This window comes from Rubripirellula lacrimiformis (genome assembly GCF_007741535.1).
Lineage (GTDB): Bacteria > Planctomycetota > Planctomycetia > Pirellulales > Pirellulaceae > Rubripirellula > Rubripirellula lacrimiformis.
Genome location: NZ_CP036525.1, coordinates 1303139 through 1322821 on the forward strand (window position 1 = coordinate 1303139; position 19683 = coordinate 1322821).

General features: G+C 57.9%; 13 protein-coding genes. 10 read left to right on the forward strand and 3 right to left on the reverse strand.

The annotated features are described in order from the left end of the window. Nucleotides 1–154: 154 nt before the first annotated feature. Complete coding sequence (locus K227x_RS04555; protein WP_145168311.1) at nt 155–1561, reverse strand: pyridoxal phosphate-dependent decarboxylase family protein; 1407 nt, start codon at nt 1559–1561, stop codon at nt 155–157. Between the two features lie 274 nt (nt 1562–1835). On the opposite strand from K227x_RS04555, the gene K227x_RS04560 reads away from it, so the two are divergent. From K227x_RS04560 to K227x_RS04580, 5 genes are all read left to right on the forward strand, one after another. Further along, a complete protein-coding gene (locus K227x_RS04560) occupies nt 1836–2849 on the forward strand; it encodes an AAA family ATPase (RefSeq protein ID WP_145168313.1) in 1014 nt (337 codons plus the stop codon). Nucleotides 2850–2928: 79 nt separating this feature from the next. Further along, nucleotides 2929–3810 carry a DUF58 domain-containing protein gene (locus K227x_RS04565; protein WP_145168315.1) on the forward strand — a complete coding sequence of 294 codons (882 nt, stop codon included), beginning with the start codon at nt 2929–2931 and terminating at the stop codon, nt 3808–3810. A gap of 2 nt (nt 3811–3812) precedes the next feature. Next, nucleotides 3813–5777: a vWA domain-containing protein gene (locus K227x_RS04570; protein ID WP_145168317.1), complete on the forward strand. Its 1965-nt coding sequence runs from the start codon at nt 3813–3815 to the stop codon at nt 5775–5777. Beyond that, nucleotides 5774–8491 carry a VWA domain-containing protein gene (locus K227x_RS04575; protein ID WP_246146505.1) on the forward strand — a complete coding sequence of 906 codons (2718 nt, stop codon included), beginning with the start codon at nt 5774–5776 and terminating at the stop codon, nt 8489–8491. The genes K227x_RS04570 and K227x_RS04575 overlap by 4 nt, the downstream gene beginning before the upstream one ends. 262 nt (nt 8492–8753) lie before the next feature. Then, nucleotides 8754–10199 carry a hypothetical protein gene (locus tag K227x_RS04580; protein WP_246146507.1) on the forward strand — a complete coding sequence of 482 codons (1446 nt, stop codon included), beginning with the start codon at nt 8754–8756 and terminating at the stop codon, nt 10197–10199. Nucleotides 10200–10344: 145 nt separating this feature from the next. On the opposite strand, the gene K227x_RS04585 is transcribed toward K227x_RS04580, so the two are convergent. Together K227x_RS04585 and ispH are read right to left on the reverse strand one after the other, a co-directional pair. After that, nucleotides 10345–11064 carry a hypothetical protein gene (locus tag K227x_RS04585; RefSeq protein ID WP_145168320.1) on the reverse strand — a complete coding sequence of 240 codons (720 nt, stop codon included), beginning with the start codon at nt 11062–11064 and terminating at the stop codon, nt 10345–10347. 89 nt (nt 11065–11153) lie between these two features. Further along, complete coding sequence (ispH, locus tag K227x_RS04590) at nt 11154–12101, reverse strand: 4-hydroxy-3-methylbut-2-enyl diphosphate reductase (protein ID WP_145168322.1); 948 nt, start codon at nt 12099–12101, stop codon at nt 11154–11156. A 31-nt stretch (nt 12102–12132) separates the two neighbouring features. On the opposite strand from ispH, the gene hpnC reads away from it, so the two are divergent. The 5 genes from hpnC (at nt 12133) to K227x_RS04615 (ending at nt 19640) form a co-directional block, all read left to right on the forward strand. Continuing rightward, the gene (gene hpnC, locus K227x_RS04595) at nt 12133–13092 is read left to right on the forward strand and encodes a squalene synthase HpnC (RefSeq protein ID WP_246146509.1); all 960 of its coding nucleotides are present in this window, start codon (nt 12133–12135) and stop codon (nt 13090–13092) included. A 126-nt stretch (nt 13093–13218) separates the two neighbouring features. Next, a complete protein-coding gene (locus tag K227x_RS04600; protein WP_145168324.1) occupies nt 13219–14244 on the forward strand; it encodes a phytoene/squalene synthase family protein in 1026 nt (341 codons plus the stop codon). 5 nt (nt 14245–14249) lie between these two features. Then, on the forward strand, nt 14250–15806 hold the full coding sequence (gene hpnE, locus K227x_RS04605; RefSeq protein WP_145168326.1) for a hydroxysqualene dehydroxylase HpnE: 1557 nt from the start codon (nt 14250–14252) through the stop codon (nt 15804–15806). A 90-nt stretch (nt 15807–15896) separates the two neighbouring features. Then, on the forward strand, nt 15897–18398 hold the full coding sequence (locus K227x_RS04610) for an FAD-dependent oxidoreductase (protein ID WP_145168328.1): 2502 nt from the start codon (nt 15897–15899) through the stop codon (nt 18396–18398). A gap of 294 nt (nt 18399–18692) precedes the next feature. Beyond that, nucleotides 18693–19640 (forward strand): PEP-CTERM sorting domain-containing protein, encoded by a 948-nt coding sequence (locus K227x_RS04615; RefSeq protein ID WP_218933775.1) that lies wholly within the window; start codon nt 18693–18695, stop codon nt 19638–19640. Nucleotides 19641–19683 lie beyond the last annotated feature (43 nt).

Sequence of the window (19683 nt, forward strand, 5' to 3'; positions counted from 1 at the left end):
GTCGATGAGGATGCCGAATCGAAAGAAATCGATTGGCAAATCGGAAAAGCGGTAGCGACCACCAATCTTAGCGGACCAGGACCGGCCGGGGGGGGAAGCGAAAACCAATCCTCGGAATCCGGCCTGAATCGCGTCCCGATTCACCGATGTGCTATCAATCGGTCATCGAATCGAGCGCCGCCATCATGCCCTTCCAAACCTGGCCGACGTGTTCCGGTGTGGTTCGCCAATTGGTAACGGAGATGCGAATCGCGGGGGTGGCGAAGTATTCGGTCGGTGTCATGTAAAGCTGTCCGCCCGCCTGAACGCGATGCAAATACTGCTGGACTTGCCTGTGTGTCGTCGGTTGACCTGCCAGCGTGAAGACGATGCCGTTCATCCGAACTGGGGCTAACAATTGGAATTCGTCCGCTTCGTCGATCCGCTGACCGATCTGTTTGGCGATTTGACAATTCCGCAGCACGATCTCTTGATATCCCTGACGTCCGTACGCCATCAACGTGAACCATGCTGGCAACGCGCGAAATCGTCGAGAGTTTTCAGGGGTCAGGTTTACGAAATTCGTCGGTGTCGGATCGGATTCCAAATAGGCCGCCGAGTTTTGGAAAACTTCAAGTTGCAGTCTCAGGTGACGGGTGAACACCATCGCCGAGTCGTACGGCACGTTCAGCCATTTGTGCGCGTCGATGGTGATGGAATCGGCTCGGTCCATCCCTGCTACCAACGATTGTGTTTCGGGGACACATGCGGCGAAGCCACCGAAGGCAGCGTCGACGTGAAACCAAGCGGTGAATTCTTTGCAAAGATCCGCCAACGTATTCAAGTCGTCGTAGTCGACGCTGTTGACGGTCCCCGCGTTGCCGACCACCAAGCAGGCTTCGCCCGAACCCCGGATTTCGATCAAACGTTTTCGCATCGCCTCCACGTCAACAGCCTCTCGACCGGGAAGCGTAGCGATGCGTTCCAGATTGTCGCGTCCGATTCCCAGCATCGCCAGCGCCTTGGACACGCTTGAATGAGGTGTGCCGCACAGCACTCGGACCGGGGGCAGCCCCGACAATCCTGCTTGCGCGATGTCGACACCGTGTTTGCGGCCAACCCATTGCCGCCCGGTCGCCAGTCCAACAAAGTTCGCCATCGTGGCGCCGGATACAAAAACGCCGCTGTGATCCTCGGAAAGACCAAATAGTTGGCGCAGCATGTGGATCGCGGCGAGCTCGATCTGCGGTGCGATCGAATCGTTGGAACCGGTCGCATTCTGGTCATAGACAGCGGTCAGCCAGTCACCGGCTAAGCTGGCCGGGGTTGCGCCGCCGGTCACCAGACCGAAATAGTGAGGCCCCGCCGAACCGCTGATCCAATCGGCGTACTTGGATCGAAAAAGATCCAACGTTTGGCTCGCGCCGATGCCATCATCCGGCAGCGTTTCAGGCACCATTGCCGGCGGCACGACCGCCGCTGGCCGGTCGCCGTCAGCACCCAAAAAACGTACTCCATCATCCAGTACGCTCGCTAGGATTTCGGCGATGTGTTGTTGATCGGATCGAAGTTGTTCGTACATCGGCGGTCTAAGAGGTTCACAAGGCGGCAGCGGGTCGGATCAACCAGGATGATACCCATCAACGCTGCGTTCGTAACGCATCCAAACGGCAATCCAACCCCACGTAGGGCGGCCTTTCCAGGCCGTCACTGACCTCGCGTCCATCCACCAACGGCCTTTCCAGGCCGTTCTACGAATGAATCCCACTGGCCTGTTGGGATCTGATAGTCTTGGTGGGCCCCCCCCACGCAGCGATTGCTGCGACGATGCCAGCGTTCGAAACACCGGGAACATCATGACTGAATCGATTGACAACGAATTGCGTGATCGGCTGGAACAATTTCGCGGTGACTTCGCGCGATTGCGCGATGAAGTGTCCAAGCGGATCGTCGGTCAGCAACCGATTGTTGACGGAGTCCTGACTTCGTTGATCGCTGGCGGACACGTGTTGCTAGAGGGCGTTCCCGGGTTGGGGAAAACGTTGTTGGTACGAACCTTGTCGGAAGTTTTGGAGGCACCGTTTGGTCGAATCCAGTTCACTCCCGACCTGATGCCTGCCGACTTGATCGGTACCAATATTTTGGTTGAAACCCAGGATGGACGAAAAGAGTTTCAGTTCCAACGAGGGCCCATTTTTGCCAACGTGGTGTTGGCGGATGAAATCAACCGTGCGACTCCCAAGACACAGTCCGCTCTGTTGGAAGCGATGCAGGAACACAGCGTCACGGTGGCTGGCGTTTCGCATCAGTTGGATGGCTTGTTTTTCGTGCTGGCCACGCAGAATCCGTTGGAAATGGAAGGCACCTATCCGCTGCCCGAGGCTCAGTTGGACCGATTCCTGATGAAATTGGTCGTGCCATTTCCGACGACGACCGAGATGGAATCGATCATGGATCGCACGACGGCCGGTGAAATCCCACCACCGGATCGAATCATGTCGGCCGATCGAATTTTGGAATTGCGTCAGCTGTCCCGTCAGATACCGATTGCCGACGAAGTCCGACGTTATGCGATCCTGATGATCATGGGGACTCACCCCACCCACGAAGCAGCGACCGACATGGTGCGCCGGTTCGTGCGTTACGGCAGCAGCCCACGTGGCGCGCAAGCTTTGATCTTATGTGCCAAGATCCGAGCGGTCCTGGATGGCCGGTATCACGTCGCCAAAGAAGACATCCGTGACATGGCGCACGCGACTTTGCGTCACCGCGTGATGCTGAACTTTGAAGGTCAGGCCGAAGGGGTCAGCGTGGATGCGATCATCGACAACCTGGTCGAAAATGTCCGCGACGAAGCGTTGGTCGGCTGATCGGGTCGCCAGCCACAGATGGCCAGATGTGCGGGCGAGCGGCTTTCACTTTCAATCTTGATGGTGCGGATGGACAAGAATGTTTGATTCGGAATTCCTGAAACAACTGGAATATTTGTCGTTGTTGTCCAAGCGGATGTTCAAGGGACAATTGTTGGCCCAGCGACGGACGATGCAAACCGGTGGCGGGATCGAGTTTGCCGACCACCGCGAGTACATCAGTGGCGATGATTTGCGCTACTTGGACTGGAACGTCTATGCGCGACACGGCGATCTGTTGCTGAAACGGTTTCAGGAAGAGGAGGATTTACACGTTTACGTTCTGTTGGATGCGTCGGCCAGCATGGATCGAAGTGACGGTGACGGGGGCGTGAACAAGTTCATGTTGGCACGTCAAATAGCGGCCTCGTTGTCATACATCGCGCTGGCCGATTTGGATCGCGTTTCGATTCTGTCCTATGACGATCGGCTGCGGGCGACGATGCCACTGATGCGAGGCAAGAACCAAGTGTTAAGCCTGCTGCGTTTTTTGGAAGGGTTGCAGTGCGGTGGCAACCAAACCAATCTGCAGGGCGTGGTCGGTCAGTTCGTCGAACGAGCGCCACGTACCGGTTTGGCGATCGTGATCAGCGACTTGTATGACCAAAAAGGGTTTCGGGAAGGCATCGATCGACTTCGCTACGCCAGGTTCGAACCGCACGTGATCCAGATTCACACGCCGGGCGAAGCGTCCCCCAGTTTTCTCGGTGACATGGAATTGGTTGATTGCGAAAGTGGCGTCGAAAAGAAGGTCACCGTTACCGAGCGGAAACTGCGTCAATACAAACAGTTGTTCGAAACGTTTCTGGCTGATATTGAAACGTATTGCCGAAACCATGGGCTCAGCCACACACGGGCGACCACCGACGTTCCCTTTGACGCGGTGTTGCTTCGAATGATGCGCAACGCGGCGGTGGGGTAATCATGCCGCTTGCTTCACCCGAACGAATGTGGTGGTTGTGGATCGCGATTCCAATCATCGGTTTCTATATTCTGAAGACGCGTTTGCGTCGTCGGTCAGTCGCCACGTTGCTGTTTTGGGACCAGTTGTTCGAAGAGAAACGACAGCGGTCGCTGTGGCAAAATCTGCGGCATTGGCTCTCGTTGTTGCTGCAGTTGGTCTTTGTGGCGCTGGTCGTATTGGCGTTGGCCGATCCGTTGTGGCGAAGCCAAGATGATTCCGGGCACGAATGGATTTTGGTCGTCGACAATTCCGCCAGCATGCAGGCGATCGATCCCGAAACCGGCCAGACTCGATTGCAATTGGCAATCCAGCGTGCCATCGGGGTCGCACGTGGTCTGCGACCGGGAGAACAGATGGCGCTCGTCACCGCGGGCAGCAGTGTCCGCGTGTTGGTGGGGATGTCGGATTTTGCGCCGGCGATCGAAGACGCGCTTGCCAGCATCGATTCGACGGATGGACCGACGCGAGTTCGCGAGGCGATCGAAGCGGCACGGCGTCTGGCCGACGATGAACAACGTCGACAGATCGTCGTTTTTAGTGACCTGGGGATCAGTGATCGATCCAACATCGATCAGACGCCGGATGTTCGCTGGGAAGTCATCGGGGCGTCCCAGTCGAACGTTGCGATCACACGGTTCCAAGTTCGTCGGTCGACCGTCGATCCGATCGGCTATGCGTTGCTGGTCGAAGTCCAGAATCTGTCGGACGAACCGATCCAGACACGGTTGACGTTGACCTTGAACGACGACCTTGTCGATGTGCTGCCGATCAAACTGGATGCCGACGGGCAGTGGCGCAGGACGATCGACGGTGCGTCACGCGTTGGAGGTGTGCTGAAAGCGGTGCTGGACGTTGACGATGGATTGGATGTCGACAACATGGCACATGCCATCGTCCCGGCGCGTCCGTTGGTTCCAGTCACTTTGGTAACGCAGGCGGATTCGCCATCCTTCTATTTGCGGACTGTGTTGGAATCGATTCCGTTGATCGAGTTGACCGTGATCGATGCGGCGCAAGGCATCGATTCAGCGGGGGGCGATGCAGGGGGCGATTTGGTTCCGGATGATACCAGCGGTCTGGTCGTGTATAGCGGAACGGTGCCCGGCCAAATGCCGCCCTGCCCTGCCCTGTTCATCGCCACGGCAGACGGGCCCGCGTCGGCTTGGAAATTGGGGGATTCGATCGCGACACCCCTGGTGGCAAAACAGGACAAGAATTCGCCTCTGCTGCGGCACGTGCAGCTGCAGAACGTCTTGTTGGCCGGGGGACGAGACATCGACGTGGACGAATCATTCGGGCAACCGACCACGCTGCTAGAAACCGCCGATGGGTCGCGCGTGTTGGTGTCCGTTGAACGACCGGAGGGCCGAGTCATTGTGTTGACGGCAAACCTGGACGATAGCGACTTGCCGCTGCGGATCGCGTTCCCGGTGATGATGACGAATGCGATGAACTGGTTCTTTCGGCAATCCGGTGATATGAATCCGGCATTGGGAACTGGTCAATTGACGACCGTGCCCTGGGACAGAGATGACGAGTCCGTCGTGTTGATGTCCCCCGACGGCACGACGCGAAAGGTAACCGTGTCACGCCAAAACGCTTCCATCAGTCCCGTTGATCGAACCGGAATCTACGGTCTGTTCGTGCCTGAATCGATCCCGGACCCTGGCCCTGGGGAAACAAAATCGCCCGGGGTTCTGGCATCGCCCCAAGACCTGAAATCATCGGGGGTGGTGCAAGGGGATCTGTTGGCTGTGAACGTTTGCGATGCAGGCGAAAGCGATCTGCGAGTCGCCGATGTTGCTGTGCCCCAACAGGCGATGGTGTCGCATGGCGGCGCACCGGCGTGGTTTTATTTGTTGATGTTGGCGATTGGTTTGGTGATCGGCGAATGGGCGCTGTTCAATCGGAGAACGGTGGCATGAGCGTGTTGCAATGGACACAGCCGCAGTGGGCTTGGCTTTGGATCCCCGCGATCATCTGGTTGGTCGGATTTCACCTGCGCACCCTCAGCGACTTTTCGCCTCGTCAGCGAATGGTGTCGCTGTTGATTCGAATCGTTGTTGTGACACTGTTGATCGCAGCGATTTGTGGTCCGGTGTGGTTGCGCCAAACCGATCGCAAGATGATCGTGTTCGCGGTCGACCAGAGCGAAAGCATCGACCAGGCCGCACGCGACGCAGCCAATCGGTTTCTGGAACAGGCCGCCGAACAGGCCGATGCGGACGGCGCCGATGTGCGGTTCCTGGCGTTTGACCGCACGCCTGGTCGATTGCAGTCGCAGTGGACACCGGAGGATACCAGCGAAGATTCCGAGCCAACCGCGGGCGACGATTCCATCGCTGTGGACGTTGCTGACGATCCGGACGCTGCTGACGATCCGGATGTTGATGCCGCTTCGCCGACGGATGCCGAGTCCGCGCAGATCCCGTCGGAAGATGCGCCAGCAACGCCAGCGAACGTTGACCCACCGGGGGCCGATTCAACGAAACGACTGGGGACGGACCTTGCCGCTGCGATTCGCACCGCGGTGGCGTCGATTCCACCATCGCGAGTGCCGCGAATCGTATTGCTAAGCGATGGGAACGCGACCAATGGTGGCGACGCCTTGGCCGCCGCCGATTCCGGGGTGCCTATTTGGACGGTGCCACTTCCGGTCCGAAGTGACCCCGAAGTCCAGATGGCTGGGGTCGAAGCTCCGACGCAAGTCCGCCAGGGGCAGCCGTTCTTTGTCGAAGTGATCGTCAATAGCAATCGCGAAACCGAGGGGCACGTCGACCTGTACCGTGGCGATATCCAGATCGGAGATGCCGATTCGCCGAAGGTCAAAATCAAGAAGGGAGAGAACCGGTTTCGATTTCAGCAGACAGTGTTGGGGCAGCGTCAGGAAACGTTTGCGGCGCGGTTGCGGCAGTTCGACGACACGTTGCTAGACAACAACGAAGCGTCCACGATTGTTTATGCCAGCGGAAAGCCGCGTGTGCTGTTGATTGACATCGATCCCGACGAAACCGATTCGCTGCGGTGGGCGCTGGACGAACAAGCGATCGATGTCGACGTTCGTCCGCCCGAGGGGATTCCCAGCCAATTATCAGAGCTGCAGGGATACGAATGTTTGATCCTGTCCAACGTGCCTGCCACGGCGATGACGATGCGGCAAATGGATTTGATCCGAATCTACGTCCAGGACTTGGGCGGTGGATTGATCATGTTGGGCGGCGACCAATCGTTCGGATTGGGCGGTTACTACCGAACCCAGATCGAAGAAATTTTGCCCGTTCGAAGTAACTTTGAAAAGGAACGCGAAAAGCCTTCGTTGGCGATGATGCTGGTGATCGATAAAAGTGGTTCGATGGGCGGCCAGAAGATCGAACTGGCCAAGGATGCTGCCCAGGCGGCTGTCGAACTGTTGGGCCCCAAAGATTCGTTGGGGGTGATCGCGTTTGACGGTGGATCGTATACCATTTCTGAACTGCGTTCGGTTTCGGATCGTGGTGCGATCACGGACGCGATTTCAACGATCGAAGCATCCGGCGGGACAAACATGTATCCCGCGATGATCGATGCCTACGACGCGTTGGTCGCCGCGACGGCAAAGTTAAAGCATGTGATCTTGATGACCGACGGTGTGTCGACGCCCGGCGACTTTCAAGGGGCGGCACAGGACATGTCGTCATCGCGAATCACATTGTCTACGGTGGCGCTTGGCCAGGGATCCAGCGAAGACCTATTGGAAGAATTGGCTCAGATCGGCGGCGGACGATACTATTTTTGTGATGACCCACAATCGGTGCCACAGGTGTTCGCCAAAGAAACGGTCGAAGCCAGCAAGTCGGCGATCAACGAACTGCCGTTCTTGCCACAATTGGTTCGGCCAACATCTGTCTTGGATGGAATCGAGTGGGATCTGTCGCCGTTGTTGCTGGGGTATGTCGTGACGCGGCCCAAGCCAACGGCCGAATTTATTTTGGCTAGCGAATCGGGAGACCCGTTGTTGGTGTGGTGGAGGTACGGTTTGGGGATGTCGGTCGCATTCACCAGCGATGCCAAGAATCGTTGGGCGGGCGAATGGTTGTCGTGGCCCGACTTTGGAACGTTTTGGGCACAGATCATCCGGCATGCGATGCGGAAAGACGATAACCGTGGGGTGTTTGTCGAAGTCCAGCGCGACGGTGATCGCACACGGATCGTCATGGACGCGATCGACGACAATGGCCGATTCATCGACGAAGCCGAATCGCGTCTGACCGTGATCGATCCGCGTTTGAAGAATGAAAAAATCGCGATGCAACAGACCGCCCCGGGCCGATTCGAAGCCGCGGTCGAAACGCCTCGCCGCGGTGCATACCATTTCGACATTGCTCAGAACCGCAGCGATGGGACGACCCAGCGGAGTTCTCGTGGTGTGACAATCGGCTACCCAGACGAACTTCGATTGTTGCCGCTGGGGGAACCGGCGCTGCGTCAGATTGCGGCGGTCAGCGGCGGATATTACGACCGACCGGCCTCTGCGGTGACCGAGGACGATGAACGGACGGCTCGCGATCCCGTGCCCATGTGGCCATGGTTGTTGATGGCTGGGCTTGCCATCTTTGTCGCCGATGTGGCGTTTCGGCGAATCGAAATCGGCAACCGATAGGCAAAACGCACCCCGGGCAGGCGTTATGTCGGCGTGCGTCTCGGCGAAGTTCAACGCCGATTCACGGGCGCCGATTCGGTGCCCGTGAACTGGGGGATGAACGGCGAAAAATGATTTGGCCCGATTTTTCGTCTAGAAGGTGGCTGCCTTATACCCCTAGAATGGCTGTGTCCGTCCATCTCTTCCGCTTCCACTGTTTGCGAAACGTATGATGCTGCACGAAATTCTTCGACCAGTCCAACGGCGTTTGTGGTTTGCTTCGATGACCCGTGGTGCATCGCGCGGGCTGTTGGTGGGGGCGACGGCGGCTTTGTTGGTGGCGTTTGTTCGGTTGGCAGCCGTGCCCACGATGCATTGGGGGTGGCCGCTTGCGATCGTGGTTGCCGGTGGAACGTTGGGGTGGCTGGTCGGCATGTTTCGGCGGCACAACGAACAGTCCGCCGCTCGATTGGTGGACCAGCACTATGGGTTGAAAGACCGATCGATCACATCGTTGCAGTTTGATCGCGAACGGACTGCCAAAGCGGATCCGGTGCGGCAGTTGCAATTAGCCGAAGCCGACCAGCAACTGCGACAAGTCGATCCGGTTCAGTGCGTGCCAATTTCGACGCCGCCTCAGCAGTTGCGATGGATCGGTGGATTGACCGCCGCCACCGCATTATTCTTGGTCTTGGGAAGCTGGATGGCACCGCGGGTCGAAGCTAAGTCGATCTTGCCGCTGGCTAAACAGCAATCGGGAGACCTGCGCGGCACCCTGCTGCAAGAATTGGAACAGATGGCGGATGAACAACAGGATCCCGAGATCGAGGCGCTGGTCGAAGAGCTAGCCCAAAAACTGGACAAGATGGAATCGGAATCCTTGGACGAAGCCGACCTGTTGGCAACGCTTTCGGAAATGGAGCAGTCATTGGCCGAAGCACGCGAATCGCTGCAGCTAGAAATGACGGACACGATGTTGCAGGCTTTGGCGGCGGCGATGAAACCGTCCGATGCGATGAGCCAAGCGGCCAAGGCGTTGGAAGCGGAAGACTATGACGAAGCAAGCGAAAAGCTAAAGGCGATCGATCCATCCCAGATCGGTGACAAGCAACGTCGTGCGGTCGCCGACAACCTGAAAAAGATGTTGTCGAAACTGAAACCTGCCCAACAAGGACAATTGAGCGATTCGATCAGCGAGTTGGCCGAGGGGCTGGATTCAAAGAATCCAAGCGAATGTAAAAAGTGTCTTTCGAAACTAGCGTCGGCGTGCAAGAAACAAGGTCAGTGCAAGAAGATTGGCAACTGTATGTCATGCCAACTGAACCGTTTGTCGCAGTGCAAAAGTGAGTGCCGAGGCCAATGCCAGTCCAACAGCGTCGCGAAATCCGATTCACCTAGTTCAAAGGCCGGCCAAGGGGCCAGTGGTCAACCGTTGGGGGATCAAGCAACCAAACTGGACAGCGTTCGCAACGAGGAAATGTTGACTGGCCAACAATCCGAAGGACCGAGCGAGACGGAGATTCTGCAGGCTCCCGAAGGCGAGCAGCAAGCCGTGCGACAGTTGACGGCGAAGTACAACAAGTTCAAACGCGAAGCCGAAGCAGTGCTGGATACCGAACCACTGCCAATGGGCCACCGCGAAACGGTTCGTAAATACTTCGAAGCGATTCGGCCAACCCATGAAACCGAATCCGAAATGGCAAACGATTCGGCGCCGACATCGCTCTGATGCAGGCGTTTGTGGGGCGTTCACGGAGCGTTCGGTATTCCGGTTACTGTTATTGGCTTCGGGAGCCGCGATCGCGTAAGCGGCCGGGAATTGCCCTGGGCCTCACGGCCAGCGGCTCACCATTGCCTTGCCTTCCCTTCGGGACTTAGGTCGCCGGGGGCAGGTCTTCGTCGATGTCGATGTCCAGTTCCGGATCGTCGGTCCACGATGTGCCGGCCATTTCGTCGTCGAGGTCAAAGGCTTCGTCGTATTCGACGATGTAATTCCCCTCACCGGCGGTGGCGGAAAGTTTTTCGATGATCTCGCCGATGCGTTGCTCGTTTTCTCCAGGGCCGGCGATATAGACCGGTTGTCCGTCGCGACCGAAGACAAAGTCCGTGCTGCATTCATTGGGATCGATATCGCCAAAGATGGCAGTCAGTTTGTCGTAGTCCGGGTGCGGCAAAATGTCGAACTGGCGGGCGTAGGCAGCGGCTTGTTCGACCAATCGACGCGCCGCTGGCGGCGTGATCGCCATCATCGTTTCGGGACTGTTTTCCAGAAGTTCGGTCAATTGCGATGGGAAGCAGAACATCGCGTTGCAGTTCTTGACACCCATGCAGAAACCGTCGATCAGGAACCGCACGGCTGCGACGCGGCCATCGGGCATTCGTCGGGTGATGAACACGGTGCCAAACTTGCTATCCGAATTCAGCAGATCCTCGGCGACCAAGCATCGTTCGATCGATCCTTCGATCGCAGATGAAAGCTGCCCCGAAAAGGATTGCATCCGATTCTTTTCGCGGGCGGCCGCCTTCTTTTTGGCCAGTTCCTTGGATCGCTTCTTGGCCAGTTTCTTTTGACGTTGCTGTTCTTTGGTCGCCACAGGACGCGTCCTTTCGCAATCGATGGTATGGAGGGGGGAATCTACCAGAGCGTTGTCGATCGACATCTCTGGCACACAGGTGGGGGCGGTTAGGACGATCGGGTCTCGGCCGCGAATGCTCGAAGTGGTTTGGGAAGCGGGAACTGGACCGATTCTTCGCGGATCGATGCCAGTTCGACGGTTGCACCGAATTTCTGAACTAGCCAATCGATGGTGGCCTGGACGACCGATTCGGGGGCACTAGCTCCGGCGGTGATCAGGACCGTTTGCGAAGCCGAGAATTCGTTGGGGTCAAGATCTTGGGGGCCATCGACTAGGAACGCCTTTTTGTGTTCATCGGCGGCCAGTTCACGAAGACGTTGGGAATTGCTGCTGTTCTGGCTGCCCAGAACAACGACCACGTCCGCTTGGTCGCTTAGCACGCGGACCGCTTCTTGGCGGTTTTGGGTGGCGTAACAGATGTCGGCCTTGGGCGGGCTTTCGATTTTGGGAAACCGTTCACGCAGTTTTGCGATGATTTGGTTGGCGTCGTCCACGCTAAGGGTGGTTTGTGTCAGATAGGCAAGTTTGGTTTCGTCCGCCACGTTCAGCTCGGCAACGCCCGCTTCGTCTTCCACCAGCAGAATCGCTTCGGGTGCTTCGCCCATCGTACCGATGACTTCGTCGTGTCCTTCGTGGCCAATCAAGATGATGGTGTAGCCGGCTTTGGCGTACTTGATCGCTTCCAGGTGGACTTTGGTGACCAACGGGCAGGTCGCGTCCAGGGCGTTCAGATTTCGTGCTCGAGCGGCCTCGCGGATGGCCGGGGAAACGCCATGAGCCGAGAAAAGGACGACGCTTCCCTCGGGGATCTCGTCGATTTCGTTGACAAAGACAGCGCCTTTTTCAGAAAATGTCTGCACCACATACTGGTTGTGCACGATCTCGTGGTACACGTAGACCGGGGCACCGAATTTCTGCAGCGTCAGGTCCAACGAGTCGATCGCCATGTTGACGCCGGCGCAGAAGCCTCGCGGTGCGGCCAAGATAATCTTCATTCGTTTCGCTGACAGGAAGGATGTGTGAGGTTTGAACCGTCTTTCCAACGAGAGCCAGTCTCGCGCGGACGCTCTTTCCCAGGATAACCGCGAGCCTACCGAGGCGCCTAACCCAGACCCCTTGGTTGCCGGTTCCCCGTTGGCTCGTGGGCGATCCCACAACGCAGCGATCGCGAAGTCTCACTACGAGAATTTCCTGGTCGCCAGCGTCCTGCTGCCCCGGCGGCTACGGCAGCCATTTTACGATGTTTACGCGTTTTGCCGAACTGCCGACGATTTGGCGGACGAATCGCCCTCCCCCGCCGTGGCTACCGAACGTTTGGCGGATTTTCAGCGGCAGCTGGACGCGACCTTTGCTGGCACTCCACCGTCGGACACTTTCGTCGCCCTGGCCGACACGATCGCTCGATTCTCGCTGACACGCCAACCTTTTGATGATTTGATGTCCGCGTTTGGCCAGGATCAGGTGGTCCACCGGTATGAAGATTTCGATCAGTTGATCGGCTATTGCCAGCGATCGGCCAATCCCGTCGGCCAGATCGTGTTGCAATTGGCGGACTGTTTTGATGACGACCGCATCGCGCTGTCGGACCACATTTGTACGGGCCTGCAGTTGGCCAATTTTTGGCAAGATGTGGAGCGTGACTTTGCGATTGGGCGGATCTATTTGCCAGCCGATGCGATGCGAAGCCACGGGATCACCGAAGTCGACTTGGCGGATGGAATTGCCGCCAAGTCAACGCCGCCTGGATTGCGGGCTGCACTTTACCAACAGTGTGACTTGGCCGAGCGGTGCCTGCGCCGGGGGTTGCCACTGGCCGATAGTGTGCCGCGATGGTTGGCGTCTGATGTTCGGCTGTTCGTGCATGGTGGTCTCGCCACGATTTCGGCGATCCGCAAGATCGATTGTGATGTGCTGCGGATTCGTCCCAAGGTGTCCAAGACAAAACAGATGACGATGTTGGCGCGGGCTTGGGCTGGCTGGCTGTAGGCGAAAGATCGGACTTCGACCATGCCCATTCCTCCATGACTCGTCCCGCCATGACTCGTCCACCATCATCCATCCATCACGACGGTCGGTATCAATACGGTGTCCCCGCGGATATTCTTCGGTGCAATGAACTCTTCTGCTCGCTCTACCGCCGACTATTCGCCCGTTCGCCGGATCGCTAGGCAAAGCGGAAGCAATTTCTATCGGTCGTTCTGGCTATTGCCACGTCCCAAACGTTTGGCGATGTATGCCGTTTACGCATTCGCACGAATCACCGACGATTTGGGGGACTGCGATCAGCCGACTGCGCTGCGAACGCTTTGGTTGAAATGGTGGCGAGAAACAACCGAAGCGAACTTGGACGACGATAGCGGTGCCAATCGACTGATTTTGCCCGATGGTTTGTTTGATCCACAAGTGGCCCAGGATGCCGGCGGGGATGCCCGAGCCAGCGGCAAGTTGCCGATCGATCTGCATCGCCGTGCGACTGAGATCATGCCGGCCCTGCGGGATGCCTGCTGGCGTTATCAGATTCCGACGCGGTATTTGTTAGAGATCATCGATGGTGTTTTGGCTGATCAACAGAAGACGCGTTTCGATACTTACGAACAGTTGGAACATTACTGTTATTTGGTTGCCTCGGCTGTTGGCTTGGCCTGTCTGCACATCTGGGAATACGACGGTCCGTTGCCGACGGCGGTCGCGATCGATTGTGGCTTGGCGTTTCAGTTGACGAACATCCTGCGGGATATTTCCGAGGATGCATCGCGGGGCCGAATCTATTTGCCACGTCAACACTATGAACAACATGGTCTAACGGAAGACGATCTGCTGAAGCCTCGGCCGGATGATCGGCTGCGTTGCTTGGTCGAAGACGAGATTGACCGCGCCAAACGCTTGTTCGAATCTGGTTGGCAGGTTTGGGATTCGCTGCATCCCGATGGGCGGCCGATGTTCAGCATGATGTGGCGAACCTATCGACGTTTGCTCGATCGCATCGCCAGTGATCCTGGGGCGGTGGTGCTGCATCGTGTCCGGCTTAGCCAAGGCGACCGGTGGGAATTGGCATCGCGTCACTTCGTGTCGCCGTTGTTTCGACGTTTGCCAGTCCCACCCATCGAAGTGGTTGATGGGGGAGCACGGCGATCGTGACTTCCATGACGTCCTGCACGACTAGCGAACAGGCGAACTCGCAATCGGCTGGCGATCGAAAGCGCAGCGTGGTGATCGTGGGTGGTGGATTGGCCGGCTTGTCGGCTGCCGATGCATTGGTGGCTGCAGCCCCCGGTGAATTGGACATCACTGTGATCGAGGCCAAACGCAGCCTGGGCGGTCGGGCTGGATCGTTCACCGATCCGCAATCGGGGACAGTTGTCGATTATTGCCAGCACGTGGCGATGGGATGCTGCACGAACTTTATAGCGTTGATGAAACGGCACGGACTGGCCGATCAGATGAAACGCTTTGATCGTTTGACGTTCCTGCACCCTGGGCATCCACCGAGTCCTTTTCAGCCGTCGCGATGGTTGCCGGCGCCCCTGCATCTGATGTCGGCGCTGGCGGGATTGCGTTACCTTTCCGCAGCCCAGAAACGCCAGATCCGCCGCGGGCTATGGAAGTTGATGCGGACGAAGCCCGCGGTGATCGAACGATTGACGGCGTCACAGTGGTTGACCCAGGAAGGACAAGATCCCGCGACGATTCGTTTGTTCTGGGACGTGATCTTGGTCAGTGCCCTGGGGGACGAATCGAATCGTGTTTCGATGGCAGCTGCCCGAAAAGTTTTCATCGATGGCTTTGCCGCCGCCCGCGGGGCCAGCGATGTGCACGTGCCGACGCGGCCGCTGTCAGAGTTGATCGGGCAAAGCCTGGCTTCGTCGATCGCCCAGCGGGGCGTGCGGTTGGTCTGTCATTGCCCGATCGATCGGCTGGAACCGTCCGAAACCAGCGAAGTGCCAACCGATGGCATGCACGGTGGTGTGGCTTGGTCCGTCGACGGACACCCGTACCGGGCCGATGATGTGATCGCGGCAGTTCCCTGGTATCGGATCGAATCGTTGGTCCAGTCGCTTGATGATTCGATTCAGCAGGGGGATCGATCCAAAGGCCAGGATCCATCCGTGGTCGCTGGTTCGTCGAACGATGGCGGCAGGTTGGACCGATGGGGCCAGTTTCCATCGTCACCCATTACCGGGCTGCATCTTTGGACCGATCGCCCGATCATGACTCTTCCCCATGCCGTGATGGTGGGGACCTTGTCCCAGTGGGTTTTTCGCAGTCCCTGCGATTTTGACCGTTCCTCGGAATCGAGCAACGATGACCGATACTACTATCAGGTTGTTGTCAGCGCTTCGCGACAGACGCGATCGATGTCCCAGCAAGACCTGGTCGATACGGTATGGGCGGAATTGGTGCACGCGTTTCCTGCGGCGGCGTCGGCCCAATGCTTGGCTCATCGTGTCGTGACCGACCCCCGATCGGTGTTCTCGGTTACTCCCGATGTCCAGCGGTGTCGCCCGCCGGCCCGCACTGCCCTGCCCTGGCTGCACTTGGCCGGGGACTGGATCGACACCGGTTGGCCGGCAACCATGGAAGGCGCGGTCATCAGTGGCCGATTGGCGGCGTCGGAAGTGTTGTTGCGACTGGGATTGCCGCCCTGCCCCGTCGATGCTGGCCTGCCGCGGGGATGGTTGGCACGACGTTTGATTCGGTAGGTATCCACAGTTGCAAACGATGTAATCGCACACAGAGTTGACATTGGCCACCGCACGGGTTGGTCGGAATAGGTACAGGAGGCGGCGAGTTTGGATCATTCATTACCGACTCATTTGGACGAACGATTGCGTTGGCTGGTCCGTCCAGACCAGACGAGGCACGGTCCCGGTGAATTTGTCCTTTACTGGATGCACAATGCACTGCGCGGCCACGACAATCCGGCATTGGATGTAGCGATCTGCTTGGCCAGACAAAACGGGTTGCCGCTGCTGGTCTATCACGCGCTTTCGGAAGACTATCCCTACGCGTCCGATCGATTCCATTCGTTCATGTTGCAAGGCCATCGCGATGTGCAGCGTGAACTAACCGATCGCGGCATCCAATCCAATTTTCATTTGCAGCGTGACGGGGCGCGTGGCCCGCATCTACGTGACCTCACGCGCCGGGCGGCGGTGCTGGTGACCGAAGAAATGCCCGTTCAGCCACTGGTCGGTTGGATGCAGCGGTTGACGGTTCGGACCACCACGCCGATTGCGATGGTCGACGCTTCGTGCATCGTTCCGGTGCCATTGGTCGGGCACGCTTATGCCAACGCAAACGAGTATCGCGATGCGACGGAGCACTTCTACCATCAACGTGTGGGGGTGCCGTATGCGGACCAACCCTTGGATGTTGACCTGTTCGACGGATCGATGCCGTTCCCTGCGTTCGATCTGCAGGATGCCTGTTTGACATCTCTGATCCGAAAGTGCAGAGTCGATCACTCGGTCGCCCCGGTGATCGACACGCCGGGCGGTTCGAGGGCCGGTTACGCACGTTGGGACGAATTCAAAGCAAACGGTCTGGCCGACTATTCCAAGCGGCGATCCAACGCAGCCGATCATCGTGGTTCCAGTCGGATCAGCAGCTATCTGCACTTCGGCATGGTCAGCCCGTTTCGGATTGCTCGCGAAGCCGATCGGGCAGGCGCCCAAGATTACTTGGACGAATTGCTGGTCTGGCGAGAAATGGCGTTTCACTATTGCTTTCACCATCCCGACGCGATCGATTCGTTGGACGGGATCCCGGTTTGGGCCAAAGAAACTCTGTTGCAGCACGTCGACGACGATCGCCAGAAATCGTGCAGTTGGGAAACCCTATCGCGTGCGAACACGGGACAACCGTTGTGGGACACCTGTCAGCAGAGTCTGCTGAAACATGGCGAACTGCATCACAGCGCTCGGATGACATGGGGGAAGTTATTGTTGCCTTGGGTACCGACGCCGGGCCGCGCCTTGCAGTTGGCGATCGATCTGAATCACCGCTACGCGCTCGATGGCGGTGACCCCAGCAGTTACGGTGGCATCCTGTGGTGTTTCGGCCAATTCGACCAACCTGTTGAACCGGAATCCAAGGTGTTCGGGCGAGTTCGCGCTGCTGATCCCGATCACGCCGAGGCCAATTTAAATCTGGCCCAGTTCCAGCAGATCGTTGACCGACCCATCACGCCGCTGGCCCCTCGAATCGCCATCGTCGGTGCCGGGATGGCTGGATTGACCGCCGGACGCACTCTTCATGACTACGGTTTAGACGTGACCGTGTTCGAAAAATCGGACAAGGTCGGTGGGCGGATCGCGACGGTAAAGGCAGTGGCGGACGCTGACGCAAAGTCGGACCGGGATGGGAAGACTTCGATCGAAGGTCTGCACCCTGCCCTGTCCTTTGATCATGGTGCCCAGTACTTTACCGCCCGAGATTCACGGTTTTGCCGCTACGTGCAAAGTTGGATCCAAGACGGATTCGTCCAGCCTTGGCTGGGACGGATGGTCGAATTGGGGCTGGGCGGAAAAGTGATTGCCGAAAAGATGGACACCGGCCGTTATGTGGGCGTGCCAGGAATGGACCAAGTCGCTAAGCACCTAGCGGCGGATTTGAACGTTCGGCTAGAGACGAACGTGGTGGATCTATTGCGTCGCGGTGATTCGCAGTGGGCCTTGGTCGACGCTGCCGGAGAAACGCATGGCGAATTCGACTATGTCATCGTGAACGCGACTCCGGTGCAATCGAGTGCTTTGATGAGTGGGCATTCAGCGATGGCCACGCAAATAGCGGCGTGCGATATGAAACCGACATGGGCATTGATGATCCAGACCGACGGTTTGAAGAGTCTGGATTTTGATGCGGCGTTCATCAACGACGGCCCGCTGTCTTGGATCGCACGCGACAGCGCCAAACCGGGGCGAATGAATTTTGGTCAGCCAGACGGTGGCGATACCAGCGGGACAGAAGCTTGGGTGCTGCATGCGTCCAACCTGTGGTCGATGGCGCATATCGATGATCATCCGGAAATGGTTACCGACGAATTGTTGGCTGCACTGCAACAGGTCACTGGATTGGCACCGGGCAATGTCGTGCACGCACTGGCCTGTTGTTGGCGGGATGCAGTGCCGGTGGATCCCATCGATCGCGAGTGTTTGTGGGACGCGGCGGCCCGCTTGGGGGCATGCGGCGATTGGTGCGGCGGCCCCCGCATCGAAGGTGCATTTCTAAGCGGCGTATCGATCGCCGGCGAAGTCCTCCGGCACCTGACCATCGATCGCCGGGCGACGTAAAGAACCGCAGGCAGCTGTACGGTTCAGTGACAAAAAATGGATCGGCTGGCCCGTGTGAGGGGGTGCAGGCGGGCTTGTGGGGTTGGTTTGGGGCGATGTGTCCGTTTTTAGCGAGCTTTCATGGGGGGGAAGTTCGGCTTTGCTTATTCCGAACGAGTAGGATCGCTGGCAAGCTTTTCCAGTCGCGGTGGGCAGTGCCTTCGTGCCTTTCTTCTCTTTCAGGACGATATCTTGTTCCGATCCAATCGTTGCTACCCATGGTTGTTAGGCACGCTGTTATTTGGCTTTGCGGCATTGTCTCCCACTACATCTCAGTCCGCTCTGATCATTGATTTGGACTTTAGTGATTTCGCTACGGCCGCTCCCGCCGATGGTGGTACGGTTCTAGGCGGGCGAACACTGGCCGATGCACGTGCTGTGGTTGAAACAGCAGCCGCGTATTGGGAAACGGCTTTTGCCAATAGCTCCACATCGATTGGTTGGTCAAGCAACCTTGGTGGCACGATCACTCAAACCATCAGCGTCGGTTGGGGAGGCCTGGGGGGCAGCACGCTCGCAACCGGCGGTACAGGATGGTTTGGGAGCGATGGACGCTGGTCATCCGGTAGTTTGACCTGGGATAACGACACCAGCAGCAGTTTCTTTGTCGATAGCACGCCAACAGCAAACGAAGAGTGGCAGCAGTACAGCGAGCGAGACTTGACTTTGGGTGGCGTCGATGTGAATGTCGAACGCGTGCACTACGATGCGCCTGCAGGACTTGCACGCAGCAACAGCGACATGTTGTCGGTCGCCATCCACGAAGTGGGACATGCCTTGGGGTTCTTGGGAACACAGTTTCCTGCGTTTGCCGATGCCGATCTGGGTTCCGACAATGACATTGACGTCGTGGGCGGTGTGCTTGATGGAGCCGAAATCCCATTCAGCGGCGGGCACACTAGTTTCGCCATCGAGTCGCCGTCCGATGAATTCCCGTACGACCCGGGCGGAGGCGGTTTCTTTCCTCCTTTCGACTACGGTCCGAACGCCCTAAGTCCATCGATCGTAACCGGAACACGCAAGCTGCTTACCGAGGCAGACATCGCATCGGTCGGCGCCTTTTTGGGATTCGATCAAAGCACGATCAACTTCAACCCGAGCGTGGCAGCAGTTCCCGAGCCCAGTACATGGGCATGTTTGCTGGCTACCGGTGCACTCGTCGCAGTACGCCGGAAGCGATCACGAGCAGCAGCGTCCGCATAGCCCTTGGTTCCAGGCTCGCTGTGTGCGAGACCATCCGGACAGC